General features: G+C 55.0%; 21 protein-coding genes. 12 read left to right on the forward strand and 9 right to left on the reverse strand.

The genetic code is table 11. The features are described 5' to 3' along the window. Positions 1–237: 237 nt before the first annotated feature. The 4 genes from MOY_RS13205 to MOY_RS13215 all read left to right on the forward strand — a co-directional run bounded on the left by MOY_RS13205 (position 238) and on the right by MOY_RS13215 (position 2,325). Positions 238–864 carry a DUF2201 family putative metallopeptidase gene (locus MOY_RS13205; protein ID WP_009100592.1) on the forward strand — a complete coding sequence of 209 codons (627 nt, stop codon included), beginning with the start codon at positions 238–240 and terminating at the stop codon, positions 862–864. 266 nt (positions 865–1,130) lie between these two features. After that, positions 1,131–1,265 carry a hypothetical protein gene (locus MOY_RS17590; RefSeq protein ID WP_443134863.1) on the forward strand — a complete coding sequence of 45 codons (135 nt, stop codon included), beginning with the start codon at positions 1,131–1,133 and terminating at the stop codon, positions 1,263–1,265. 41 nt (positions 1,266–1,306) lie between these two features. Beyond that, positions 1,307–1,822, forward strand: coding sequence for a gamma-glutamylcyclotransferase family protein (locus MOY_RS13210; RefSeq protein WP_009100596.1), 516 nt, complete (start codon positions 1,307–1,309; stop codon positions 1,820–1,822). Continuing rightward, on the forward strand, positions 1,822–2,325 hold the full coding sequence (locus tag MOY_RS13215) for an opioid growth factor receptor-related protein (protein ID WP_009100598.1): 504 nt from the start codon (positions 1,822–1,824) through the stop codon (positions 2,323–2,325). Before MOY_RS13210 ends, MOY_RS13215 begins: the two co-directional genes overlap by 1 nt. A gap of 67 nt (positions 2,326–2,392) precedes the next feature. Here the strand turns inward: MOY_RS13215 and MOY_RS13220 are convergent, their stop codons facing one another. Next, complete coding sequence (locus tag MOY_RS13220) at positions 2,393–3,493, reverse strand: flavin monoamine oxidase family protein (protein ID WP_009100600.1); 1,101 nt, start codon at positions 3,491–3,493, stop codon at positions 2,393–2,395. A 121-nt stretch (positions 3,494–3,614) separates the two neighbouring features. Here MOY_RS13220 and MOY_RS13225 point away from each other — a divergent pair, with 121 nt between their 5' ends. The 7 genes from MOY_RS13225 to MOY_RS13255 all read left to right on the forward strand — a co-directional run bounded on the left by MOY_RS13225 (position 3,615) and on the right by MOY_RS13255 (position 12,959). Further along, positions 3,615–4,862: an efflux RND transporter periplasmic adaptor subunit gene (locus tag MOY_RS13225; RefSeq protein WP_009100602.1), complete on the forward strand. Its 1,248-nt coding sequence runs from the start codon at positions 3,615–3,617 to the stop codon at positions 4,860–4,862. Beyond that, entirely contained in the window at positions 4,859–7,990 is a 3,132-nt protein-coding gene (locus tag MOY_RS13230) for an efflux RND transporter permease subunit (RefSeq protein WP_009100604.1), read from the forward strand. The genes MOY_RS13225 and MOY_RS13230 overlap by 4 nt, the downstream gene beginning before the upstream one ends. Before the next feature lie 156 nt (positions 7,991–8,146). Further along, a complete protein-coding gene (locus MOY_RS13235; protein ID WP_009100606.1) occupies positions 8,147–9,529 on the forward strand; it encodes an NAD(P)/FAD-dependent oxidoreductase in 1,383 nt (460 codons plus the stop codon). Between the two features lie 13 nt (positions 9,530–9,542). Then, on the forward strand, positions 9,543–9,881 hold the full coding sequence (locus tag MOY_RS13240; RefSeq protein WP_009100608.1) for a DUF5368 family protein: 339 nt from the start codon (positions 9,543–9,545) through the stop codon (positions 9,879–9,881). 198 nt (positions 9,882–10,079) lie between these two features. Then, the gene (locus MOY_RS13245; RefSeq protein ID WP_009100610.1) at positions 10,080–11,504 is read left to right on the forward strand and encodes a cytochrome ubiquinol oxidase subunit I; all 1,425 of its coding nucleotides are present in this window, start codon (positions 10,080–10,082) and stop codon (positions 11,502–11,504) included. Then, a complete protein-coding gene (gene cydB, locus MOY_RS13250; RefSeq protein ID WP_009100612.1) occupies positions 11,501–12,499 on the forward strand; it encodes a cytochrome d ubiquinol oxidase subunit II in 999 nt (332 codons plus the stop codon). Before MOY_RS13245 ends, cydB begins: the two co-directional genes overlap by 4 nt. A 112-nt stretch (positions 12,500–12,611) precedes the next feature. After that, entirely contained in the window at positions 12,612–12,959 is a 348-nt protein-coding gene (locus tag MOY_RS13255) for a carboxymuconolactone decarboxylase family protein (protein WP_009100614.1), read from the forward strand. Between the two features lie 89 nt (positions 12,960–13,048). Here the strand turns inward: MOY_RS13255 and MOY_RS13260 are convergent, their stop codons facing one another. The 8 genes from MOY_RS13260 to MOY_RS13300 all read right to left on the reverse strand — a co-directional run bounded on the left by MOY_RS13260 (position 13,049) and on the right by MOY_RS13300 (position 21,860). Then, positions 13,049–14,515 (reverse strand): dihydrolipoyl dehydrogenase, encoded by a 1,467-nt coding sequence (locus tag MOY_RS13260; protein ID WP_009100616.1) that lies wholly within the window; start codon positions 14,513–14,515, stop codon positions 13,049–13,051. A gap of 124 nt (positions 14,516–14,639) precedes the next feature. Then, positions 14,640–15,548 (reverse strand): MBL fold metallo-hydrolase, encoded by a 909-nt coding sequence (locus MOY_RS13265; protein ID WP_009100618.1) that lies wholly within the window; start codon positions 15,546–15,548, stop codon positions 14,640–14,642. A 77-nt stretch (positions 15,549–15,625) separates the two neighbouring features. Continuing rightward, positions 15,626–16,273, reverse strand: coding sequence for a peroxiredoxin (locus MOY_RS13270; protein ID WP_009100619.1), 648 nt, complete (start codon positions 16,271–16,273; stop codon positions 15,626–15,628). 850 nt (positions 16,274–17,123) lie between these two features. Next, on the reverse strand, positions 17,124–17,801 hold the full coding sequence (locus MOY_RS13280; protein ID WP_235803714.1) for an aspartate/glutamate racemase family protein: 678 nt from the start codon (positions 17,799–17,801) through the stop codon (positions 17,124–17,126). 11 nt (positions 17,802–17,812) lie between these two features. After that, the gene (locus tag MOY_RS13285) at positions 17,813–19,117 is read right to left on the reverse strand and encodes a TRAP transporter large permease (protein WP_009100625.1); all 1,305 of its coding nucleotides are present in this window, start codon (positions 19,115–19,117) and stop codon (positions 17,813–17,815) included. Continuing rightward, on the reverse strand, positions 19,114–19,683 hold the full coding sequence (locus MOY_RS13290; RefSeq protein ID WP_009100626.1) for a TRAP transporter small permease subunit: 570 nt from the start codon (positions 19,681–19,683) through the stop codon (positions 19,114–19,116). The genes MOY_RS13285 and MOY_RS13290 overlap by 4 nt, the downstream gene beginning before the upstream one ends. A 17-nt stretch (positions 19,684–19,700) precedes the next feature. Further along, on the reverse strand, positions 19,701–20,738 hold the full coding sequence (locus tag MOY_RS13295) for a TRAP transporter substrate-binding protein (RefSeq protein ID WP_009100628.1): 1,038 nt from the start codon (positions 20,736–20,738) through the stop codon (positions 19,701–19,703). A 273-nt stretch (positions 20,739–21,011) separates the two neighbouring features. Continuing rightward, positions 21,012–21,860 carry a MurR/RpiR family transcriptional regulator gene (locus tag MOY_RS13300; RefSeq protein ID WP_009100631.1) on the reverse strand — a complete coding sequence of 283 codons (849 nt, stop codon included), beginning with the start codon at positions 21,858–21,860 and terminating at the stop codon, positions 21,012–21,014. Positions 21,861–22,153: 293 nt separating this feature from the next. Between MOY_RS13300 and MOY_RS13305 the strand changes: the two genes are divergently transcribed. Continuing rightward, a complete protein-coding gene (locus MOY_RS13305) occupies positions 22,154–23,002 on the forward strand; it encodes a sulfurtransferase (protein ID WP_009100633.1) in 849 nt (282 codons plus the stop codon). The last annotated feature ends 632 nt before the right edge of the window (positions 23,003–23,634 follow it).

Here is a 23,634-nt window from a genome sequence, read left to right on the forward strand (position 1 = left end):
ACAAAAAAGATTATTTCTTCAGGTTGGTAGCCGCTGAAAAGAGCTACTGAAAATTAGCCCTAGTGCTCAGAATGCAATACTGCACCTTCCCTGAAGTACCGCAGAGGATACACACATTCTCTTTAATCGCCTGGCTTCAAATTCTTAAAGCGAATCATCATCGCTTATTTAATGCGGCGTTAGTTGTCGCAGCACTGTCGTAGCATCTTACCTTCTTAACTCAGGGAAGATAAGGATATGGATATACAGACGTGCTCATCAACCGCTTCAGTGACCTCCCAGCAAAAGATGGAGCTTGCCAAGTGGCAAGCGGATCGCGACGCTTGGGCTAACACGCTCCCGGTCATGAATTTTTTAAGTCAGTTTTTTACCCTAACGCCGGTCGTGGCGCCGTCATTTGATTCCGCAAGTACCGATGGGCGTCATCTCTACTTCTGTCCTCGCTACAGCACTTCACTTTCCGATGAATCACGCCGTTTTTTACAGGCGCATTTACTCTGGCACTGTGTCGCGGGCCACTTAATGGCGCCGCTAGTCGCTAACCATCACTGCTGGCACCTCGCCTGTGATCATGAGGTGAACGCACTGCTGCTTGAGCTGGGTATTACGCTCCCGTTTGATGCTCTGCTGTTTCCCGTCTCCATGGGGCGCAGCGCACAGGCGGTGTATTTATGGCTGAAAGGACACCCCAACACTTTCTTAGAGAAAACGGCCGACATACATCCTGCCGCACTCTGGGCGCACCTGCCCAATACGGCACCTGAACAGAGCACCGTAGCGCTATGGCGCAACCGTGCTCATTTGCTCGCTCGGGAGACGGATGCGCTGCCCAAGAGAGTCGCTAAGTTTTGTGAGGCACGTTAGACTCTTGCGTTTTCATCATTACTGCCTGGGGTGGCGTCACTATGTCCGATTTGCTGCGACGACAGCCGAAAACCTTACCGTTGGTATTTTGATCGAGAGTTCCAGTGCCACTTACCGGCACTGGACGTGCCGAGTGCGTTAACGCTCGTGCTTGCCGAGGAGTATCTTAAGGGGCTGATTCCCCCAGTGGTGGTGGGACAATTAACGCCCTGCCGGACAGCCAGTGGTATCGCCTGACCGCCCATGTACCCGATGACCAGCAAACCCTGTGGTGGCTGATGGGCATGAGCACCAATGTCAAAGTGCTTGAACCCCGTGCGTGGCGAGAGACCCTAAAAGCGAATGCGGCCCAGGTACTGGCACATTATCAGGACACCTCTCACAGCGGCGATACGCACTAAACACGGGCTGTTAATAACCATGTCACGTTAAGGAGAACGCCATGCTCTGCTTTGCTTATGGATCCAATATGTCAACGCAGCGCTTAGCCGCACGGATTCCAGCACGCTTTGTGACCACCGCCCTGCTGCCGTCTTATCGGTTAGCGTTTCATCAGCGTAGTGGGGACGGCTCGGGCAAGTGCGATATTGTGCCTGCGTCAGAGCAGTCAGCGGTATATGGGGTTATTTGGGAGGTCGCTTCTCATCATAAACCCACCCTCGATCGGTACGAGGGGCTTGGCGTGGCCTACAACGAAACCTGGCTGACGGTCACGGATCTTGCCAGTGACCGTCAGTTTGAGGTGCAGGCGTATGTCGGTAACGTCACCGCCCTCGGGCTTCGTCCGTATACATGGTACAAGCACCATGTGCTGGCCGGTGCGCGTGAGCACAGGTTACCCGCCTACTATATTCGCGCGCTGGAACGCATTGAGGCCCACCACGATCACGATGTCGAACGCCACACCCTGGAAATGGCGCTACATAGTCACGCTGAACCGTTAAAGCGAGGGGCATAATGGACAATGATGCGCGCTTAATCGCGTTTTATCGTGGGGAAGGCCAGGATCATAAAGGGCGTCTACTTGAAGAGATCTGGGCACTCTCCTCTTTCTGGCTAGAACATACCCACGACTACATTCAGTGGCTATTCCCCATACCGGAAGCCGGTCGTTTTAATGCGTTTGCGCCCCTGCTGACGAGTGACGTGCAAGCAGCTTTTGAACGCGAAGAGCCCTTACGCCGCCATCAGCAACGCTCCCTTGATGTCATGCTGGATTTTTTTGGACTCCTTCGCGATGGCAACGATATAACCGCCCAGCCGACATTATCGATGCAAACGCACATTTGGTTGAAAGCCGGTGGCCATAACCACCTACGCATTACCCGTATGATTCGGTCGTTAGCACTATGCCATCAGCCAACGTTAGCTCGCGCGGTTCAGCAGGCCGTGATTGAGCTGGGCACACAGCATGGCGTGGTATCAGAAGCATCGTTGCGGTATTGGCGGGAGGCTTTTTAAGTAAATGAGTATGTTTTGCTGTACTGGCCTTTCACTGGGAAGAACGAGCGCCAAACAAGCAAGCTCCCTATTTTGCTAACACATCCGCGACGCCTCGCTCAGCGGCTTCAATAGCACCTGCCAGGTAGCCGGCATAGTGCTTACCCCACTCGCTACCAATACCCGTTAAGCAAGGCCCCCAAGGCCCTTCAGCCGCGCGAGCAGGCGGCGCAGTACCGTGATGCTCGCTAGGTATCTGATCGGCATAGGTAGCGGTGAACGGCTCCTGCGCCCAGTCTTTAATCACATCCATACTCGGGCTAGCAGCTTGAGGGCCAAACAGTCTAGCCAGCTGTACGCGGCAGTGCTGACGCAGTGCCTCATCACCCAGTTGCGCTCGCGCACTGGCGGGTAAGCTAAAAAAGCCAAACAGCGCGCCGTGACCACCTGGATGGGACATATCATGAATTTCACCCAGCGGGCCCAGCAGACTGCGCGCCTCTCCCGAAAGCTGCTCATCTCGCCAAAAAGGCGTGGGATACAGGGCGACGTATTTGCCGTGGGGTGCCATCCAGGTAGCAGTGCACGCCCACTGATGAGTCAGCCCCGCCGGTAGCGCCGGTGAAAACGTCATTGTTTGCGCCGCTAATCTCGGCGGCACAGCCAGCAACACATGCTGGGCGTTATAACGCTGCCCAGAAGTACACAGCATCTCCACACGGCCATTGTAAGTGAGTGCCATCGACTGAACGGCCTGGCCGGTAAAAATACGTTCAGGGCCAATGCGCTGGCGCAATGCATCAATCAGCGCTTGCATGCCACCCTGTAGCCGCATAGAAGGCGGCTGATTGACAAAGCCCTGCATGCGAACGGGCGGCATTTGGTGGGAGCGCTCCATAATCATATCGCCGGTTTCATACTGGGCAAACGATGACAGCCCTAGCGATTCCACCAGCGCTCCAAGCACCTGTTGAAACTCAGGCCAAAACCAAGAAGGCCCTAAATCAAACGACCCTGCGCTCCCCTCAATCAGCACCTCTCCGCTGGGTATTAACGTTGCAATACGTCCACCCACCCGCTCTCGCGCCTCCAGCATCACGTAATCGCTGATGCCCCGTTTTTCCAATAAATACGCGGCATACAGCCCCGCTAACCCAGCACCTATAATGGCGATACGTGATGTAGGCATGAAACGTCTCGATGGTTGCTAATTTAGTGCGCCGCATTGTCGCAACAGTGCTATTAACCAATATTATTGGGATGCAAGCGCGTTAAGATAAGCAGATCTTATTCTATATATAGATATCCTTATGCTAAAGCGCTTGCTTCCCTTGGTAATACTGGTTCTTGGCATCGCCAGCTTCATGGCGCTGCGTTACACACGCCCGGAGCCCGCCCCGGTTGACGCCCAGGAGCGCCGCTGGCCAGTTGAAGCCATCAGCGTTTCGCCTGGTGAGCATACCCCCCTGCTGGCGCTGTTTGGTGAAGTGGTCGCGCCGAATATGGTGACCTTCGTAGCTCCCCTTCAAGCACAGGTTGTCGAGCGCCCCGTCAGCGACGGCCAGGCAGTAGAGCAGGGCGAGCTGCTGCTGGCGTTGGATGAAGACGAGCTGTTATCGCCTCTGCACCAAGCCGAGGCGGAGCTCGCCGACCTGCAGGCGCAGCTGGAAAATGAGCGTATCCGCCATGAGAATAACCGCCAGGTATTGGAACAAGAGCGCGAGATTCTCGCCAATGCCAACCGCCAGCTGGAGCGTAACCGGTCGCTGGAAGGGCGCAACTTGGCCTCTCAAACAGATGTTGATGCAGCACGCGACGCAGTAGCGCGGGCGCAGCTCACCGTCTCTGCCCGCGAAAGTGCTATTGCCGAATACCCCTCTCGCTTAGCCAGCCTGGAAGCGCGCTTGGCCAGGGCGCAGGTGCAGCAGGCTGACGCCCAACGCAACCTCGCCCGTGGCCGAATTCACGCGCCCTTTGCAGGCCGCGTGTCCCGCGTGCAGGTCGCTGTTGGCGATGACGTGGCCGCACGCGCACCGCTGCTATCACTTTATCCGCGCAATGGCTTAGAGCTGCGCGCCCGTGTTCCACAGCGCTATCACGCAGAGCTTGACGCCTATTTACAGAGCGACCACTCCCTTGAAGCGACCTCGGTGGATGGCCGCCAGCGCTTTGTATTAGAACGTCTTGCGGGGGAAAGTGACCCAGCGGGCACCGAGGCGATTTTCTCACTACACAACCCAGCAGAGGGGCTACGGCCGGGGGCGATGGTCGCCGTGCAGTTAAACCGCCCAAGCGTCAGCGATGCCTTTGCCGTGCCCTACGCCGCCTTGCATGGCGCCGACCTGCTCTACCGCATTAATGATGACAGCCGCCTAGAGCGCCAGCGCGTTGAACGGCTGGGGGAAGTTGCCAAGCAGCAAGGGGAGCGCTGGCTGTTAGTGCGCGCTGACACGGTGACAGACGGCGACCAGATTATGTCGACCCACCTGCCCAATGCCGCCCAGGGGCTGCATGTGGAGATCACCCAAACGCCGCCTGACGGTGGGGACACCCCATGACCCAGCGCGGCGATTTTATCGGCTTCTTTGTTCGCCACAAGGTCGCCGCTAACCTTGTGATGCTGGTAATGCTACTGGGCGGCGCGCTGGGGATTGCGCGCATGAATATCCAGTTTTTCCCCACCTTTGCCCTCGATGTGGTCAATGTGCGCGTGGTGTGGAGCGGTGCCTCCGCCGAAGACATCGAGCAGGGCATTACCAACCCGCTGGAACAGCGGCTGCGCAGCATTGATAACCTCAAGCGCATGACCTCAACCTCCGCGCAGGGGATTGCCAATATCACGCTGGAGCTAGAGGAAAACAGCGACCCCGTGCTGGCACTGGACGACATTCGCCAGCAGGTAGATAGCTTTACCAACCTACCTGGCAATGCAGAAACCCCCGAAATTTCTCGCCTAGCACGCTATGAACCCGTCGCACGACTGCTGATACACGGCGATTTAGCCCCCCACGAGCTGCGCCAGTTAGCCCGCCGCTTTGAAGACTCGCTGCTGATGGCGGGCATTGACCGTATCGAGCTTAACGGCCTGCCTGCCCAACAAATCAGCATCGAAGTACCTGCCGAACGCCTGCAAGCGCTGGGGCTTTCGCTGAGCGACATTGCCACGCGGGTGCAGGGCATGTCGCAAGATGTACCAGCAGGTTTATTAGGCCAGCAGGATAGCACCCGCGAGCTGCGCTCTCTGGAACAGCACCGCGATGCCCTCGCGTTTGAGGATATGCCGGTGCTGAGCAACAGCCGCCAGCAGCTGCGCCTGGGCGACATCGCGCATATTCACCAGGAAGCCAGAGAGGGAGAGGTTGAGCTAACCTACCGCGGCTACCCCGCCGTTGAGCTGATTTTACAGCGCGCAGAGAGCGGGGACTCCCTAAAAGCGGCGCAGCACTTAGAGCGCTGGCTGGCTGAAACGCGCCCCACGCTCCCGCCCAACGTCAACGTAGATGTTTACGATGAGTCTTGGCAACTCATCGACGAACGTATTTCGCTATTGCTGGGCAATGGCCTGACCGGGCTACTGCTGGTGGTGATATTGCTCTACTTCTTTCTGCCTGCACGCGTGGCGCTATGGGTAGCGATTGGCATTCCAACCGCATTTCTCGCATCACTGGGCGTGTTCTGGGGAATTGGCGGCTCTATCAACATGATGTCGCTGTTTGCGCTTATTATGGCGCTGGGGGTGATTGTCGATGATGCGATTGTGGTAGGCGAAGACGCCGACGCCCACCACCGCATGGGCGAAGACCCCAAGCTTGCCTCCGCCGGTGCCGCACGCCGCATGTTGTGGCCGGTGGTCGCCTCGTCGCTCACCACGGTCGCAGCCTTTATGCCGCTGTTAATCGTTGGCGGCGTCATTGGCAATATTCTGGGCGATATTCCAATTATCATGATCTGCGTGCTGATTGCCTCGCTGCTGGAGTGCTTTGTTGTGCTACCCGCGCACCTGCGCAATGCCTTTTTGCCCGCCAATACACCCAAGCGCCCTGCCCGTGGTATCGAGCGGCTACGCCAGGGGTTTGAACACCGTTTTGACCAGTTCCGTGAAGGCCGCTTCCGGCGCTTTTCCCAGCGCTCGCTGCGCAACCGTGGCGTAACGCTGACCGCAGCCCTCGCCATCACCCTGGTCACTGCGGGGCTTTTAGCCGGGGGGCGCATTGGCTTCAATTTCTTTCCATCACCGGAGTCCAGCATCGTCTATGCCAACGCCAGCTTTGTGGCGGGCACCCATCGTGGGAAGGCGGCGGATTTTGTCGATCATCTGCAGGCCACCCTGCAAGAGACCGATGACGCCCTGGGCGGCGGCCTAGTGCGCACGGCGGTTGCGCATTACGGCAGCACCCAGGCGGGCGGTGCGCCAGCACGCACTGGCGATGGCGTGGGTTCGATCATGGTAGAGCTGACCTCGCCGGATAGCCGCGACGTACGTAACACCGATTTCATCCGCGCCTGGCGCGAACGGATACATACCCCCGCCGGTTTGGATAGCCTGACGATTACCGAGCGCGCCGCTGGCCCGCCAGGCAAAGATGTCAACATCCGGCTCACCGGTGAAGACGCCGAAGGCCTACGCCAGGCCGCCGACATTCTCGGCGAGGCGATGGCCGGGTTACCCGGCGTACTCAGCACGGAAAACGATATGCCTTGGGGGCGTGAGCAGCTGATCTATCGCGTCAGTGCCCACGGCCAGGCACTGGGCTTAACCACCGACGACCTGGGCCGCCAGCTGCGCACCGCCTTTGACGGACAGATAGTGCAGATACACCAAACTGGAGCGGATGAAATCGAAGTGCGGGTACAGCTGCCCAGGCACCAGCGCGAACGCTTAGCCACCCTGTCGAGTTTTGCGGTGACGTTAAGCGATGGCCGTCAGGTGCCGCTCTCGCAGGTGATGGAAGTATCCCACCGCCAAGGGTTTGAAACGTTACGCCATGCCGAGGGGCAGCTGGCCGTGGAGGTGACCGCCGATATCGATAGCCAGGCCACCTCAGCAGAGCAGGTGCTGGAAAGCCTTTCTACCGAGCTGCTGCCGCGTTTAGAGCGTGAATACTTCTTAACCACCAGCTTTGAAGGGCGCGCCGCCGACCAGCGCGAAACCATGGCGGATATGCGCACTGGGCTACTCATCGGCCTGGGGCTGATGTATGGCGTGCTCACCTGGGTGTTTGCGTCTTGGACACTGCCGCTTATCGTCATGGCGATTATCCCCTTTTCGCTGGTCGGTGCTCTGCTGGGGCACTGGGCATTGGGGATCAACCTGACGATTTTGTCGCTATTTGGGCTCTTCGGGCTGTCGGGCATTGTGGTCAATAACGCCATTATTTTGGTCAGCTTCTACCGCCAGCAGCGAGAAAAAGGCCTGGATATTGATGACGCGCTTAATGAAGCCGTTGTACAGCGAGTGCGAGCGGTACTGCTGACATCGCTCACCACCATTGGCGGGCTGCTGCCACTGCTGTTTGAAACATCGCTGCAGGCGCAATTCCTGATTCCTATGGCAACCTCCATTGCGTTTGGCTTGGGAGGCTCGACGCTACTGGTGCTGTTTATTATTCCGGCGCTGCTTTCCTGGAGTGAACATGCCCGCCAACGCTGGAAGCCCCATAACGATGCAAACCCACGCCCGGCTTAACGGTGCATACCCCGTCGAAGCCTTCATTAATTTTCTGATGTGAGACTTTTTGTCACTTTGGACAAATTGATGATGGCTTTTTCGCACGCAGCAGACATAATGGAATAACGATATTACAAAAAAATATATCTTAGCGTTCGCTTAAGGAGTGCCCCCATGCAAAAGACGCCACTATTGACGCGCAGAGACTTGCTAAAAGTTGGCTCTAGCCTGGGGGTAGGTAGCCTGCTGCCACTCAGTGCACTGTCTGCCAACACGCTGCCAACCCAGGCACGCATCGTCATTCTTGGGGGCGGTGCAGCGGGCATGGCCATGGCGAACCGCCTAACGAGGCGGCTCCAAGGGGGCAGCATTACCCTCGTTGAGCCACGCGAAACGCATCACTACCAGCCTGGTTGGACACTGGTCGCCTCTGGCGTATGGAACGCCGACAAAACCATGCGCCCAAATGCGCAGTTTATGCCACGCGGCGTGAACTGGGTGCGTGAATACGCGGCGAACATTGATGCCGATAGCAAGCGCATTACGTTGGCCAGCGGCACCACCCTTGGATACGACTTCTTGGTTGTGGCAACCGGCATTCAACTCAATTATCACTTAATTGAGGGGATGACGCCTGAACTGGTAGGGCAGCATGGCATTGGCAGTGTTTATGCCAGTATTGAAGGGGCCTCACGGACGAACCACGCCATTCAAACATGGCTTAATAGCGGCCAGGGCAAAGGGATTTTTACCGCTGCCCCCACCCCCGTAAAGTGCGCCGGTGCGCCGCTGAAGATGACCTTCACGACGCTAAGCCGACTGGAAGCCTCTGGGCAACGTGATGCCTTCACACTGGACTATATGGCCCCAGGCGCGGGACTTTTTTCGCAACCCTGGGTCGATGAGTTCGTTAAACAACGTTTTGATGATCAAGGCGTTAAACGGCGCCATCACTACCGCCTTTCCGCCATCGACCCTCACGCCAAGCAGGCTGAATTTGCTTTTGTTGGACCCGAGAGCGAGTTCACCTCCCACCATGAGCTGCGCGAAGCAGAATTTAGGCGCGATAACCAGCCCACCGTGATTGCCGACTACGACTTTATCCACGTTGTGCCCCCCATGAGCGCCCACGACTTTGTGAAGCAGAGTGATTTGATCGCGCAAGATGGCCCCTTCAGGGGCGAGTGGCTAGACGTAGATATTCACACCCTGCAGCACAACCGCTACCCCGAGGTATTTGGCATTGGCGATGTGATTGGCGCGCCCATCAATAAAACCGCTGCCAGCGTAAAAGCCCAAGCACCGGTGGTAGAAGAGAACCTGCTGGCCGTGATGCAGGGAAAAACACCCCCTGCCCGGCATACGGGCTACACCTCTTGCCCCATGATTACGGGTATTGGAAAGGCCATGCTAGTGGAGTTTGGTTATGCCGATAACTTCGCCTTTATGCCGTCGTTCCCGTTTATTGACCCAACAGACGAGTCTTGGGCAGCGTGGGTGATGAAAGACCGCATGCTGCAGCCCGCCTACTACGCGGTGCTGGAAGGCCAGGCATAAGGAGAACAGACACATGACCATTAGCGGAATGCTCACCATATTGATGTACGCCTTGGCCCCTTTTATGTGGCTGTTGATTATCGGGGGCATCGCTGTCACGGGCCTGCACCTACTTGCCTACTTACGCGGCTATCAAATCACTCGCTACCGTCACCGCCCGACAACCCTATTAGCGCTCATCCTGGGGCTAACGGCTATATTATGGGTGCCCTGGTTAACGCACTCTACGCTGAGCTATGTCGCCACACTGTTTGACTGGATAGCCCTAAGCGGCGCAGTGATCGCCACGTTTGTGCTGGCGTTTCTTATCCTGCACCCGCTTAGCTATTTGATCCGCCTACGCGGGGAGTAAAGTAGCTTGCGCCACGCGATGCGACAATACGCCATCGCGGATCACGACCTTTTCGTTTGTCGCTTCCAGCGCGCCCTTGTATTATCTAATAGGTAATAAGCATATTACCACAAGCAATATAAGGGCTCTCTGTTCTCGCTTCACTCCGTGAACATAACGCCTGTTCTTTATCATGCTTCATGCGCTTGGAGGTTTACGATGGAGCTCGATCCGCTGGTGTTATCCCGCCTGCAGTTTGCGTTTGTAGTCTCTTTTCACGCTATTTTTCCCGTTTTTACCATTGGCCTAGCCTCTTACATCGCTGTCCTGCATGGCCTGTTTTATAAAACCGCTAACCTGGCCTGGGACCGTCTTGCACAGTTCTGGACCAAAGTGTTCGCCGTGGTGTTTGGTATGGGCGTGGTATCAGGTATCGTGATGTCGTTCCAGTTCGGTACTAACTGGAGCAACTTCTCCTACGCGACATCCAACTTCCTTGGTCCTATCTTAAGTTACGAAGTGGTCACGGCGTTCTTCCTTGAAGCGGCGTTTTTAGGCGTACTCCTATTTGGCCGTAATAAGGTGCCCCAAGGCGTTCATCTGTTTGCTGCCATCATGGTGGCTATCGGGACGTTTATCTCCTCGTTCTGGATTCTGTCTGCCAACAGCTGGATGCAAACCCCGGCGGGCTATGAGCTGATTGATGGACGTTTCCATATTACCTCTTGGCTTGAAGCGATTTTTAACCCCTCTTTCTGGTATCGCTTCGCCCACATGGGCATGGCGTCGTTCCTCACCGGTGGCTTTGTGGTGGCAGGCGTTAGCGCCTGGTACCTGTTGCGCAACCGTGATGTAGACGCCAACAAGAAAGCGCTCTCCATGTGCCTTTGGTTACTGCTCTTTTTAACCCCCGCCCAGGCCTTGATCGGCGACTTCCACGGGCTCAACACCCTAGAGCACCAGCCCACTAAAGTGGCCGCCATGGAAGGTAACTGGGAAACCCGCGCTAACGTACCGCTGCTGCTTTTTGCGCTGCCTGACCAGGAAAATCAGACCAACCGCTTTGAGCTGGGTATTCCCAACATGGCGAGCATCATCCTCAAACATAGCGCTGATGGCGTGATTCCAGGGCTTTCCGAAGTAGCCCCTGAAGAGCAGCCTCCGGTGGCTCTGGTGTTTTGGTCTTTCCGCGTGATGGTCGGCATTGGCTTTTTAATGATCGGCGTCGCCCTGCTGGGGCTAATACTGCGGAGCAAAGGGCGTATTTTTGAGAGCCCACTATTCCTTAAAACGCTGGTAGCGATGATTATCACACCCTTTGTGGCCGTGCTTGCTGGGTGGATCGTGACGGAAGCAGGCCGCGCGCCGTGGCTGGTATACGGGGTAATGACCCACGCCCAAGGCTTAACACCGTCGCTCACCGGCGCGATGGCGCTGTTTACGCTGATTGGGTATATCGCCGTGTATAGCGTGGTGTTTGTCGTCGGCGTGTACTACCTCACCCGCGTGGTGCGCAATGGCATGCTGGATGACCCGATAGAGGTTCACGGTGAGGTTGAGCGTCCTAAGCGTCCGTTTTCTGCCGCGCACACCCCGCTGGATGATGATTTAGGCGAGAACACCGCAGGAGCAAACGCATCATGAGTATCGACTTAGCCTTAATCTGGGCGGTAATCATCGGTTTTGGCGTGATTATGTACGTCATTATGGACGGCTTCGATTTGGGCCTGGGGATTTTATACCCCTTTGCCCCCGACGAAGATTCACGCGATGTGATGATGAACTCCGTTGCCCCCGTATGGGACGGCAATGAAACCTGGCTGGTGCTCGGCGGTGCTGGGCTGTTAGGCGCCTTTCCGCTGGTCTATTCAGTCTTTCTGCCCGCCCTATATATCGGCGTGTTCTTAATGCTGGCCGGTCTTATTTTCCGCGGCATTTCCTTTGAGTTTCGCTTTAAGTCACACAAAAACCGCCGCTGGTGGAACCGCGCGTTCTTCTTAGGCTCTGCCGTTGCTGCCTTTGCCCAGGGCGCGGTGGTGGGTGCCTATATCCAAGGGTTTGCCGTTGAGGATTTCCGCTACGTGGGCGGCGCGCTCGACTGGCTAACGCCGTTCACCGTGTTAACCGGGCTAGGGTTAATGGCAGGCTACGCGCTGCTGGGTGCTACCTGGCTGATTATGAAATCAGAAGGCCATGTACAGCAGTGGGCGTACGCCATTACCCCTAAACTGCTGCTGGCTGTTTTAGCGGTGTTTGCCATTGTCAGTATCTGGACACCGCTGGTAAGCCCTGAGGTGTATAGCCGCTGGATGGATACGTTCCAGCTGATTTGGATCTTCCCAGTGCTGGCCCTACTCTGCTCAGGCATGGTGTACCGTGCGGTAAAACGCCAAGACGAAGGCCTGCCGTTTGTGATGTCGCTGGGCATCTTCCTGTTTACCTACTTGGGGCTGATCGCCAGCAAATGGCCAGTCATTGTGCCTCCCAACTACACCATTTGGGATGCCTCCTCGGCACCGGAATCACAGCTGTTCCTGCTGATTGGCTTCCTATTTGTCATTCCTATTGTGCTGGCCTACACCGCGTGGACCTACTGGGTGTTTCGCGGCAAGGTCAAAGTGGGCGAAGGCTATCACTGACCTGCACAGCACAGGCCATCAATGGCAATACAGCTTGCGTGCGGGCTTTGGCTCGCACGTAGAATGCGTGCTTAGCACGGAACACTGACGACAACGCCGCTAGGAGGCAGCAATGCATAAAGATTGGCAAAAAACGACTCAAGACCTTTCGGCACTGATGCAGGATATTGGCAAAAATATTCCTGATGTTGCCAAGGGATTCACCCAAATGGCGAAAGGGGCGAATAAAGAAGGAGCACTTTCACACAAGCACAAAGAGCTGATGGCGCTAGCCATTGGTATTAGCGTGCGCTGCGATGGTTGTATTGCGTTCCACTCTAAAGCCGCTGCAGAGCTTGGCGCAACGCGGGAAGAAGTAATGGAGATGCTGGGCGTTTGCATGTACATGGGCGGCGGGCCAGCGTTTACCTATGCAGCTCAAGCGCTTGAGGCGTTTGATAGTTTCGCCAGTCAAGACTAAGCACGTCTTATTGTGTACACCTGCCCTTTTCAGCAGCCAGGGCAGGTGTTGCTCGGCGCATAATCACCCGCTAACGGTTATATAAACTCTCAGTCGCCTGGGCCACACTCCATACAGCGCTCAGCGATGCCTGCCCCCTGCTTAAGGCTTGCCTGTAAGTCACGCAACCCCGACCTTACCCCCTCTTCCACCACGGGATGATAAAAGGGCATGGTCAGCATTTGGCTAACGGTTAGCGTTTGCTCTAAGGCCCAGGCCAGCAAATGGGCAATATGCTCTGCCCGTGGCCCTAACATTTCAGCCCCTAAAAAGCGCCCGCTGCCGTGCTCTGCGTAAAGCGCTAAATAGCCGTGGTTTTCACCCATCACCCGCGCCCTGCCTTGGTCGTCAAACGACACGCCGCCCTCTGCAATACAGTCACACCCGCCGTAGCGCGCCTCTAGGGCCGCGCGGCTTTCGCCCACGATAGCCATCTGCGGCTCGGTAAACACCACCGCGAGCGCCACATTACGTTGCCCCATTTGCACATCGTCTAAGCAAGCGGCATTGCGTCCAGCAATTTTGCCTTCGGTAATCGCTTCATGGAGTAGCGGAACAGACTGGTTGGCATCGCCCGCGATGAAGATATGGCTAGGTGTATTGTCCTGGGCTAAACACTGGGTGGTGAAACGATTAAAACGAGGGACGCCACGCGCATCTAGCGCCACGCCTGCTTTCTCGATACCCAGCTGATCTACATTAGGCTTACGCCCCGTTGCCGCTAGCACATAGTCAAATAGTTCCGTGGTTTTTTGCCTGCTTTCCCGCTCGTAGAAGGTAATGGCGACGCCATCGCCCTGCTGCTCTACCTGCTCAATAGTGGCATCAGGGTCTAGATAGAGCTCACGGTTAAACGTCTCGTCAGCCAGCTGCCGCAGCTTGTCAGACTGAAAAGGGCCAACCGCACCGCCAACACCAAAGGTACGTGTGCGCACGCCTAACCGGCTGAGCGCTTGCCCTAGCTCCATACCAATCACCCCCGGCCCCACTACCGCAACGGAGCCTGGCAGCGTCTCCCAATCAAACACATCATCATTGATGATTAAGCGGTTTCCCGCCCCTTCCAGCAGGCGCGGCCACGTTGGCCGCGAGCCAGTGGCGATGATAATGGCGTTGGCCGTCAGCTGGGTATGGTCACCAATGGCGAGCGTATGGGGGTCGATAAACCGCGCGTGCCCCTGCAGGCGGTGGGACTCGGGAATCGACTTCATGGAGGACAGCACGTTATCCACGAAGCGGTCGCGCTCTCTTTTAACCCGGGCCATCACCGCCTGTCCGTCAACCGCCACCTCGTTAACAGCGACTCCAAACATGGCGGCGTTGCGCGCGCTATGAGCCGTATTCGCGGCGGCAATAAGTAACTTAGAGGGCATACAGCCCACGCGAGCGCAGGTGGTGCCATACGGCCCTTCTTCAATTAACACCACGTCGTCCGTGTGCTTGCGTGCTGCGTGCCATGCACTAAGCCCAGCGCTGCCTGCGCCAATAATCGCAACCTTCGTTTGCAGCTGTTGCATGTTGCTACTTCTCCTTGTGTTGACCAACGCTATCTTCAGTGGGCATGAAAAAGGATGGTGACCGGCACGCGACCCATCACGGCACTGTGGGGCTGGCGAGTACGGCAAAGAGTTTGTTGAACCGCTAATCCCAAGCAGCGCCTTCTAAGGCATCCAAGGGAATTTTCAAATAACGCTTACCGTTCGCCTCTGGCTCAGGCAAACGCCCGCCACGGGCATTGACCTGCAGTGCGTGCAGAATCAACTTCGGCATGGGTAATTCGCTGTCGCGCTTGCGGCGCAAGGCAACGTAGTCCGCTTCGCTCACACTTGCTAAATGGGGGTTGCAATCGCGCTGTTCCGCCACCGTGCTTTCCCACTGCGGCTCGCGGCCATCAGGCATGTAGTCGTGCCCGGTAAACACGCGTGTTGTTTCTGGAAGCGCCAAAATTTGCTGAATAGAGTTCCACAGCACGGTAGCATCGCCACCGGGGAAGTCAGCCCGTGCAGTGCCGAAATCAGGTTGAAAGAGCGTGTCGTGGACAAACGCCGCATCGCCAATCACATAGGTGATAGAGGCAAGCGTATGGCCTGGGGAGTACATAACGCGGGCATTCAGCTCGCCAATGGTGAACGTATCACCTTCGGCAAACAGCCTATCCCACTGGCGTCCATCGGTGGGCATATCCGGCCAGTGGTAAATCTCTTTCCATAGTGCCTGCACCTTAGTGACATGCTCGCCAATCGCGGTGGGCGCGCCGGTTTTTTCTTTCAAATACTGCGCAGCAGAGAAGTGATCAGCATGGGGGTGGGTATCGAGAATCCACGCCACCGACAAGCCTTCTTTGGCAATGTACGCAAGCAGCTCATCGGCATGATGAGTCGCTGTAGCGCCTGATTTCTCATCAAAATCCAAGACAGGATCAATAATCGCGCACTGCTTCGTTGCAGGGTCGCTCACCACGTACTGGACACTAAAGGTGCGCGGATCAAAAAAACCGGCTACATCGGGCGTACCCGCCCCCGTATGTTCAGAATGTGCAAAGGTTTTCATATAGGACTCTCCTGGTAGTGAGCTGAAAAGCCATGATGACTGACCGCAGCCAGCCATCCCGTCGCTGTTCGCAGGCGTTAAATCACCTTTTTGCAGAAGTACCAGTCGGTGTACTCATACCCCTCTGATTGCCGTGCCTCAGCGTCTTGCGAGGTATGGGGAGGCGGTACGATCACCGGCTGACCCGGCAGCCAAGCTTCCGGTGTTGCGACACCATGCTCATCACTGGTTTGCAGCGATTTGACTAAGCGCAGCACCTCCTCAACCGAACGACCGTTAGTCATTGGGTAGTACAACATGGCGCGCAACACGCCTTCAGGGTCAATCACGAAGGTGGCGCGAACGGCGGCCGTATCACTCGCACCCGGCTGAATCATGCCGTAAGCGTTGGCCACCTTCATGCTTAAATCAGCAATGATGGGGAACGTAATCTCAACACCAAAGTTCTCCTTGATGCTGCGGGTCCATGCGATATGTGAATGGATACTGTCTATGGACAAGCCCAGGAGTTCTGTATTAACCGCTTTAAACTGATCAGCATAATTGGCAAATGCCGAAAATTCCGTGGTGCATACCGGGGTAAAGTCGGAGGGGTGGGCAAAAAGCACCAACCACTTGCCACGATAGTCGCTCAGCGACTTTTCGCCGTGGGTGGTTTTCGCCGTGAAATCGGGAGCGGGGCGGTTAATCTGGGGCATAACGGGCTGCATAGTATCGTTGGACATGATGATTTCCTGAGAGTTGAATTGATAGCAGGAATAACGATAGCTCATTTTGTTATATAAAACGAATAGCCACGCACTATTGTGACCATAGTGATTCAACACCTCACCAAGCGAATCACGACTTGCGATCTCAATCTCACTCGTACCTTTTGGATTGGCTATCTTTGCTATGCCTCACCGGCGTTAACCTTTACTGATCTGCTTACATAGGAAAAGCGGTTAAGTGGCTATATGGTTCAGCCAGCACCCATTTGAAGGTGTACGAGTGCCACGACTCCGTGGAGATGCGTAAGCAAATCGATTGCTTGGCCTTGCTGGTTCAGGAAGTCGAGCGTAATAATCAGACTCTTCAGAGGTATTTGGACAACTGGGTTGAAAATCACCGTTCCTGTCGAGATGATATGAGGCCTTAACACTTGACCAGCCGCCATGGTTCAGATGCGAACATTGGGGGGGTGTTGTCGGATAGGAAGTAGCTTCCCCGCAGCCTCGATATTGGGTAGGAATGCTGATGCGCTTTGCGATACTGTTCTACTCGCTCTCGTCTTTTTTCTTGGTGCTATTGGCAGTAACTTTTTTGGCTTTCATGGCATCTTCTCGGGCCTCCTATCCCTGGTCTTCTCTGCTAAGGATAGCTAAGCACCCGATAGTGTGTTCAGTATTGTTTGTGTGGGTAATATCGGGAGGGCTAGTTGTTTGGATGATGCTATAAAACTCTATTGGCGTGCTCTGCTGCATTTGAGCGCACAACGCCCGGGGGTCGCGCGTATAAGGCCCCTCCCCGGCTGCAAGCTCTGATGATGCAAAAACATAAGTGGGGTATGCCCGCTAGTGGCGCGGGCACCCAACATTAGGCTCGCTTTTGGAGTTGTAGATTGTGAAGCGTGTAATCTAGCGCTTCAGTGAAACCATCGCTGATTTTAATGCCGTATCGTTTTTGCAGTGCCATTGCACGCCCTGCAAACGCCCCTGAGCCCAATACAATAGCGGTCGACTCTCGTCGGATTGCCTCTTGAATCGCTTCGTGTAGCTGGGCTTCGGCTTGCTTAGTTTGCGCGGCAGTGTCAGAAACACCGATGCCTGTGGCAACAACACGGCAGCGTTTATTTAACCCATAGGCGGCGCTCAGCTTCTCAATGGTGGGCACGGCCTCTTCAAACGTCGTGATCACGGTAAACAGGCCCCCGCTGGCCGCTGCAGAACGCATGCCCGCTTCTGCCAAACTGATGACCGGAGCTTGGGTGATTGATCGTGCTTCTGGGATAGCAATATCATCAAAGCAGGCCATGATGTATCCATCAAAGCTCGCTGCACTGTGTTGTTCAATCAATGTTAGTACGTGTTGAGTCGCCTCCTCTTTATGCTGTTCGTTCTCAATCGCGTAGGGGCCGTGAGCTGGGCTGGTCACTTTCGTGATGGTGCCCGCGGGGGTAATACGGGAGATTAACTGTCGAATACTGTGTGTGACATTAGCGTTCGTATTAGGGTTAATAATTAAGATACGCGCTATTTTTTCCGATGAGTGCATGTGAGGAGTCATTAGCGCCCCGCCAGCAGGTCAGGAAGCCACATAACAATGTTTGGCCATACCATAATAGCGAGCGTAAACAGTGCCATAATGGCAACAAAGGGCATCGACCCCCAAATAACATCATTAAAGCTGCCACCATCTTTGCGCACGCCCTGAACCACAAACAGATTCATGCCGACGGGAGGGGTGATAAGGGCAATCTCGCACATTAAGACGATAAAAATGCCAAACCAGATGGGGTCAATGCCCACAGCCATCACCATCGGTACGGTAATGGGTACGGTGAGCACCAGCATCGACATGGCATCCATAAAGGTGCCAAGTATCACGTAGAACACCAGCAGTACGAGCAACAGGCCGACAGCGCTAAGCCCAAAAGATGCAACCCATTGAGTCAGCGCTTGGGTAACGCCCAACATCGAGATGGTGACATTAAGCAGCAGCGCACACATCAGCACGATGATCACCATGCCCGACGTTTTAGCTGCTTGGAGAGAGCAGTGAATGAGAAGATCGATACTCATTTTGCCCCCGCCAATGATAAACCCTAACGCAATGACCACACCAATGGCGGCTGACTCTGTAGGGGTCGCTAGGCCGCCATAGATACTTCCCATCACCACGCCAAAAATGACCACCGGCGGAATAAGGTGCTTGGAAAGTGAGAGTTTCTCTTGTAGCGAAACGTCAACTTCTACCAGTGATGAGTTGCCTGCCTTGCCGTGGGCAATAAACAGGTATATGGAGAATAGAAGTGCCAAGGTAATGCCTGGAACCAGGCCTGCTGCAAACAGCTGACTAACAGAGGTATTGGCCAATTGCCCATATACCAGCAGGTTAATGCTAGGGGGGATCAGAATGCCGAGCGTACCGCCAGCGGCCAAAGAGCCGAGTGAAGGCCGTATTGGGTAGCGGTACTGATTTAACGCAGGGAGTGCAATGGTGCCCACGGTGGCAGCGGTCGCCACGGATGAACCAGAGGTCGCCGAGAAAAGTGTGCAAGTGGCAATGTTGGTATGCAGTAAGCCGCCAGGAAGTTTGTTAAACCAAACGGCCAGTGCGGCATACATGCGGTCCGCGATACCACCTCGCAGCAACAACTCTCCAAGCAGCATAAACAGGGGTATCGCAAGCATGGAGGGGCTATTTAAACTGCTCCAAACGACGCCGCCCATCATGTCCACAAGGGGCATGCCATACATCAGATAGCCGCCCAGCACCCCCACAAACAGAATGGAAACAGCAACTGGCAAGCTTAGCAGCATCAGCGCGAGCATGGCTAAAAATGCGCCTACAATCAAGGGGATGCTCATAGCTTTCCTCCTTCACGCTGTTCAAGGTCGGCCAGTTCTGCCTCTAACTCATCGGTTGCTGAGCTTGGGCCGAATTGGCGGTTTAGCGTTTTCCAGTCACGTTTTAAGAGCAGTAATAGCGCTTTCACTGAGAGCAATGCCGCCGCCACGCTAAAGGCTGTCATGGCGATTAGCCAAACGGACTGAGGATAGATCAGTGGCGTCGCCCAAGGCGTTTGCGCAATGGAGCGGTACAGCTGGGTATCCAGCACGGTCTGCACGGTGAAATAGAGTAAAAATGCTGCTAACAGCCCTAGTGAAAGGGCTGCCAGTGCATTGAGAACCGCCTGAGTGGCAGTGGGGAGGCGCATGTGCAACAAGTTAATACGAATATGCGATTGCTCAACCATCGCAACACAGAAAGCTAGCGGTGCCGCAATGGCAATGGCGTAGCCACCGAGTTCATCGACACCCCCTAGTGACAAAGAGAAGAACTTACGGATGAGTGTTTCGAGGGTAATCAGTAACGCCAGCAATAACATCATGCTGCCAAAAATGATCCCAAGAATTCGAGAGTAAGTGGTCATATTCCTCTCCTATTGCTTTATAAGCCTAACTGAGCGCCAACGGTGTCACGCCAAGCGGCTTCACAATCAGCAGCAACGGCGTTGCACTGGCGAGCCCAGAGAGGTAGCGAGACCTCTTCAACAGCCGCCGTGACGGTCGCTAGATCAGCGTCTGATACAGGCACTTCGCTAAGTGAGTATGAGGTTCCAAACTCACAGGGGGATTCGCCCGCGTTGCAGCGCATAGCGTCTTCATACAACGCTTCAGAGTATTGCCAAACATCGTCACTGAGCTTGGCGATTGCCTCTTCAAGCTGGGTCTGCTGCTCAGCAGATAAGCGATTCCAGGTGTTCATATTGATGGCATAGCCATTGATGGCGAGCTGTAGTGCAATCGGCAGCACCGTGCTTGTTGCTTCAGGCCAGCCACCGGAGTTAGCGGAAGCGGGACCCGTAATCGCACAGTCCACAACGCCACGGGAAAGCGCTTGCTGAACATCACCGAAAGGCATAGAGATGCCGGTCGCGCCAAGCTCACCAATAAAATTAGCTGCGCTTTGGTCGCCCACACGAACTCGTAACCCCCGCAGATCGTCTAGACCGGTGATGTCTTTATTGCAGAAAATGACCTGAGGGCCTGCTGGCCATACACCTAACAGTTTGGCGTTAAAGCGTTCTTGTAGGCGGGAGTCAACATAATCGTAAAACGCATCGACGTTATTACGCCCGGCTTCAAAGCTAGTATTAAGGCCGACCAAATCCAGGCCTAAAATGGAAGGCTCATCTCGGCTCACCTGTGGTCCGCGCAGCGAAACAATGTCGAACAAACCTGAGTTCAGTACGCGCAGGCCATCCGTATCGGGGATGCCGGCAACATCAACCGGAATATACTGAACAGACACATCCATGCCGCTATGTTCGGCAAGGGCTTCAAAGAAAGGTTGCTCTTTATTTTGCGCGATCAACCCAGAGCCTGCAGGCTGTCCTAGCACTCTCAGAGAAAGTGTGTCTGCATGGGCGACGGGTAGTAATAAGGCGGTTGAAATGGCGGTAATGAGTGCGGTGCGCTTTAACATGATGAGTTTCCTATTGGGCGGTCTTATGGTTTCTCAGCGGTGTGGCACTCATGAATTTGGACGACTGACTGTATGTTGTGCCACGCTTCAAAAGTAGATCCATATTTCATGCCACTATAATTAAGAAACTGTAGTTTCACATTAAAATCAATTAACTACCTGATGTACTGCGCATAAAAAAGTGCGTGGAGGTGTTACGAAAGTGCACACAGAGAGTGCAAGAAGGGAGTGCTATGCGCTATCTAGGTGCTTGTGAACACCTTTTCCGTAACGTTAAAGCTCTTCAAAACGATCATTTAGCGTTTCGATGCGGCGCAGTCGAGACCGAGAGGCTTCGCCTGCTAATTCAATCGTGCGCATAACAAGCAAGTGGCACAGCGCCATTACGGCGGTGTGATTAAATAATGGCCCAGTGGCCAGGGTGTGACAACGGAAGTGCCAAGTGGCATTAGGTTCTGCGTCCACTCCTTCATCGGTAATATAAAGCAGCTTAGTGCCGCACTCTTTGGCATGCGCAAGCAGTTGTTCAGTCAGCGCCACGCGGCGGCGCAGGCCAAATAGAATCACACAATCATCTGGGGTGAAATTGACCAATTGCTCGCCCAATGTTTCGCCTCCACCGGGCAAGCTGACGACGTGTTCGATCACTTGGGTTAATTGCCAACGCAGGTAATCTGCAAAAGGGTGGCTGGCGCGAAAGCCGATGACCCACGTTTTACGAGCGCTGAGGATCGTTTGAGCTACGCTGTCGATTTCTGCCTGGGTGATCGTGGCGAATGTTCGGTCTAGATTGGCTTTACCCAGCTCCAAATTGCTGGTGAGCGATTGCTCTTCAATACGGCTGTCAGATGAAGGAAGAAACAACCTAGAGCCGGTGCTTTGCTCTTCTCGTACATGTTTTCGAGCGGCCTCATAGCTTTCGTAGCCCAGCCGCCGCACAAAACGTGACACAGTCGCTTTAGAGACGTTGGCAAACTTAGCGAGCTCCTGGGCATCGTAGCTGGCTAATTCGCCCGGGAAGTCACAAACAAACTCACCCAGCCGACGTTCGGCAGGATGGAGAGTGGGGAGAGCGCTACGCACACGGGTCAGAAAAGAACGTTCTTTGGCTGTCGGGGGCATTATGTGTCCTGAAACCTCAGTTTCATACATCATGGATGCTGGAAATGTATCGGGCAACAACAAATGACAACGCTATCCGTATTGCAGGCGTCACGTTGGCAAAGCAGTAAAGCAGGTCAACGCCAAAGGCTATGCCGACAAACACCATGCCAGCGGCAAGCCGATTCACTTAATTGGCGTGGAATTCTCCAGCGCTCAGCGGCAAATTGTGGCGTTTGAAGTGGAGGCCCTGTAGCACACAGCTGCTTATCGCTAGAATCACACAAACTGCAAGCCTATAACCGGAGAACACCATGCCATCCCCCCTTGTGACGACCCAATGGCTGCAAGACAACCTAAACAACGAACGGTTAGTGCTGATCGATGCGAGCATGGCAACGGTGATTGGTAAAGAGCCTATCGTTTATGATCGCCCAATATGGATACCGGGTAGTCGCCAGATCGATCTTGAAGGTGTGCTTTGTGACACAGAATCTTCTCAGACCCACGCCTTTCCAACAGAGGAACAAGTCACTAAGGAAGCTCAACGGCTAGGCATTACGGCTGAAAGCCTCGTCGTACTCTACGATAACCAAGGCATCTATTCGGCACCCAGGGCTTGGTGGATTTTCCGCGCCATGGGCGTGCAGCACGTTTTTGTTTTGGATGGAGGGCTGCCACAGTGGCTAGCCGAAAAGCGGGACGTTGTTTCTACCATCGCGGAAACGACCGCCACGCCCAGCCAATTCGTCGCCAACCTTGACCATCGCTGGGTGCGAAACTCAGCCTACGTGCTGCAACACCTAGACGACAGCCAAGTCACCGTTGTTGATGCCCGATCACGTTCACGTTTTCTGGCACAGGTGCCTGAACCACGCCCTGGGGTGCGCAGTGGTCATATCCCCAACTCCCACAACCTGCCGTTTACCGAGGTGCTAGAGGGGCACCGTTTTAAACCGGTTAGCGAACTGAAGGCACTCTTTGTCACGCTTGCGCCTCCCCTTCACTCCAACAGTGAACCCCAACTGGTGTTTTCCTGCGGCTCGGGCATCACCGCCTGCATTATTCTGCTGGCCGCCGAACTGGCGGGCTACCATCAGCTATCGCTGTACGACGGCTCTTGGGCAGATTGGGGGAGCGACGAGTCACTCCCTGTGGCTTAGGTTGTGATATGACATGGCGCAGGTCACTGTTTCTTCAGCACCTTGGATGACTTTAAACAGGAACGCCGCGTACAAAGCGTCGTTAGCGAAGAGGGTGTTACTGGATTGATACCCCAGCCAGTTTTCAGGTGCCTTGTTCGATGACTATCACGTTTCTTTTATTCTACATGGATATATAAAACCCATTGATAGCAACCCATAAGGGGGCTATAGTCAGTTCCAACACGGCCCCTATCGGTGAGACTGCTACGCAGTAACATTGCTTAGGGGTTTTTTATTGCTGTTCTGGCCATTCCCACTGCAGCCAACCTTCTATTACTCCCATGCCTTGTAGATTTAGGCCTGCCTCATTCAGATCTGGAAAACTGTCCAGCAAATCTGTTAGACGAGACCACCAAGTAGATGTTGGGTTAATCGTCATTAATAGAAACTGCACAATACAGAACAGCAGGAAAGGGCGCGCTTGAACGTGGGCTGAACCGCCCCGGCTTTACCGGAGACTCCATATCTTGAGAGGATGGAGTTATGAACTCACCAAAACGATATTCCCCAGAAGTCCGGGAGCGAGCTGTTCGATTAGTCCTTGAACAGCAAGGCGAATACCCGTCCAAGTGGGCGGCGATCTGCTCCAT

This window comes from Halomonas sp. GFAJ-1 (genome assembly GCF_000236625.2).
Classification (GTDB): Bacteria; Pseudomonadota; Gammaproteobacteria; order Pseudomonadales; family Halomonadaceae; genus Vreelandella.

Coding starts and splice junctions, on each gene's coding strand:
- MOY_RS13240 (WP_009100608.1), top strand. CDS start 9,543: ATGACCATTAGCGGAATGCTCACCATATTGATGTACGCCTTGGCCCCT.
- MOY_RS13230 (WP_009100604.1), top strand. CDS start 4,859: ATGACCCAGCGCGGCGATTTTATCGGCTTCTTTGTTCGCCACAAGGTC.
- MOY_RS13295 (WP_009100628.1), bottom strand. CDS start 20,738: ATGTTAAAGCGCACCGCACTCATTACCGCCATTTCAACCGCCTTATTA.
- MOY_RS13225 (WP_009100602.1), top strand. CDS start 3,615: ATGCTAAAGCGCTTGCTTCCCTTGGTAATACTGGTTCTTGGCATCGCC.
- MOY_RS13255 (WP_009100614.1), top strand. CDS start 12,612: ATGCATAAAGATTGGCAAAAAACGACTCAAGACCTTTCGGCACTGATG.
- MOY_RS13215 (WP_009100598.1), top strand. CDS start 1,822: ATGGACAATGATGCGCGCTTAATCGCGTTTTATCGTGGGGAAGGCCAG.
- MOY_RS13205 (WP_009100592.1), top strand. CDS start 238: ATGGATATACAGACGTGCTCATCAACCGCTTCAGTGACCTCCCAGCAA.
- MOY_RS13270 (WP_009100619.1), bottom strand. CDS start 16,273: ATGTCCAACGATACTATGCAGCCCGTTATGCCCCAGATTAACCGCCCC.
- MOY_RS13210 (WP_009100596.1), top strand. CDS start 1,307: ATGCTCTGCTTTGCTTATGGATCCAATATGTCAACGCAGCGCTTAGCC.
- MOY_RS13220 (WP_009100600.1), bottom strand. CDS start 3,493: ATGCCTACATCACGTATCGCCATTATAGGTGCTGGGTTAGCGGGGCTG.
- MOY_RS13285 (WP_009100625.1), bottom strand. CDS start 19,117: ATGAGCATCCCCTTGATTGTAGGCGCATTTTTAGCCATGCTCGCGCTG.
- MOY_RS13305 (WP_009100633.1), top strand. CDS start 22,154: ATGCCATCCCCCCTTGTGACGACCCAATGGCTGCAAGACAACCTAAAC.
- MOY_RS13265 (WP_009100618.1), bottom strand. CDS start 15,548: ATGAAAACCTTTGCACATTCTGAACATACGGGGGCGGGTACGCCCGAT.
- MOY_RS13290 (WP_009100626.1), bottom strand. CDS start 19,683: ATGACCACTTACTCTCGAATTCTTGGGATCATTTTTGGCAGCATGATG.
- MOY_RS13300 (WP_009100631.1), bottom strand. CDS start 21,860: ATGCCCCCGACAGCCAAAGAACGTTCTTTTCTGACCCGTGTGCGTAGC.
- cydB (WP_009100612.1), top strand. CDS start 11,501: ATGAGTATCGACTTAGCCTTAATCTGGGCGGTAATCATCGGTTTTGGC.
- MOY_RS13245 (WP_009100610.1), top strand. CDS start 10,080: ATGGAGCTCGATCCGCTGGTGTTATCCCGCCTGCAGTTTGCGTTTGTA.
- MOY_RS13280 (WP_235803714.1), bottom strand. CDS start 17,801: ATGCACTCATCGGAAAAAATAGCGCGTATCTTAATTATTAACCCTAAT.
- MOY_RS13235 (WP_009100606.1), top strand. CDS start 8,147: ATGCAAAAGACGCCACTATTGACGCGCAGAGACTTGCTAAAAGTTGGC.
- MOY_RS13260 (WP_009100616.1), bottom strand. CDS start 14,515: ATGCAACAGCTGCAAACGAAGGTTGCGATTATTGGCGCAGGCAGCGCT.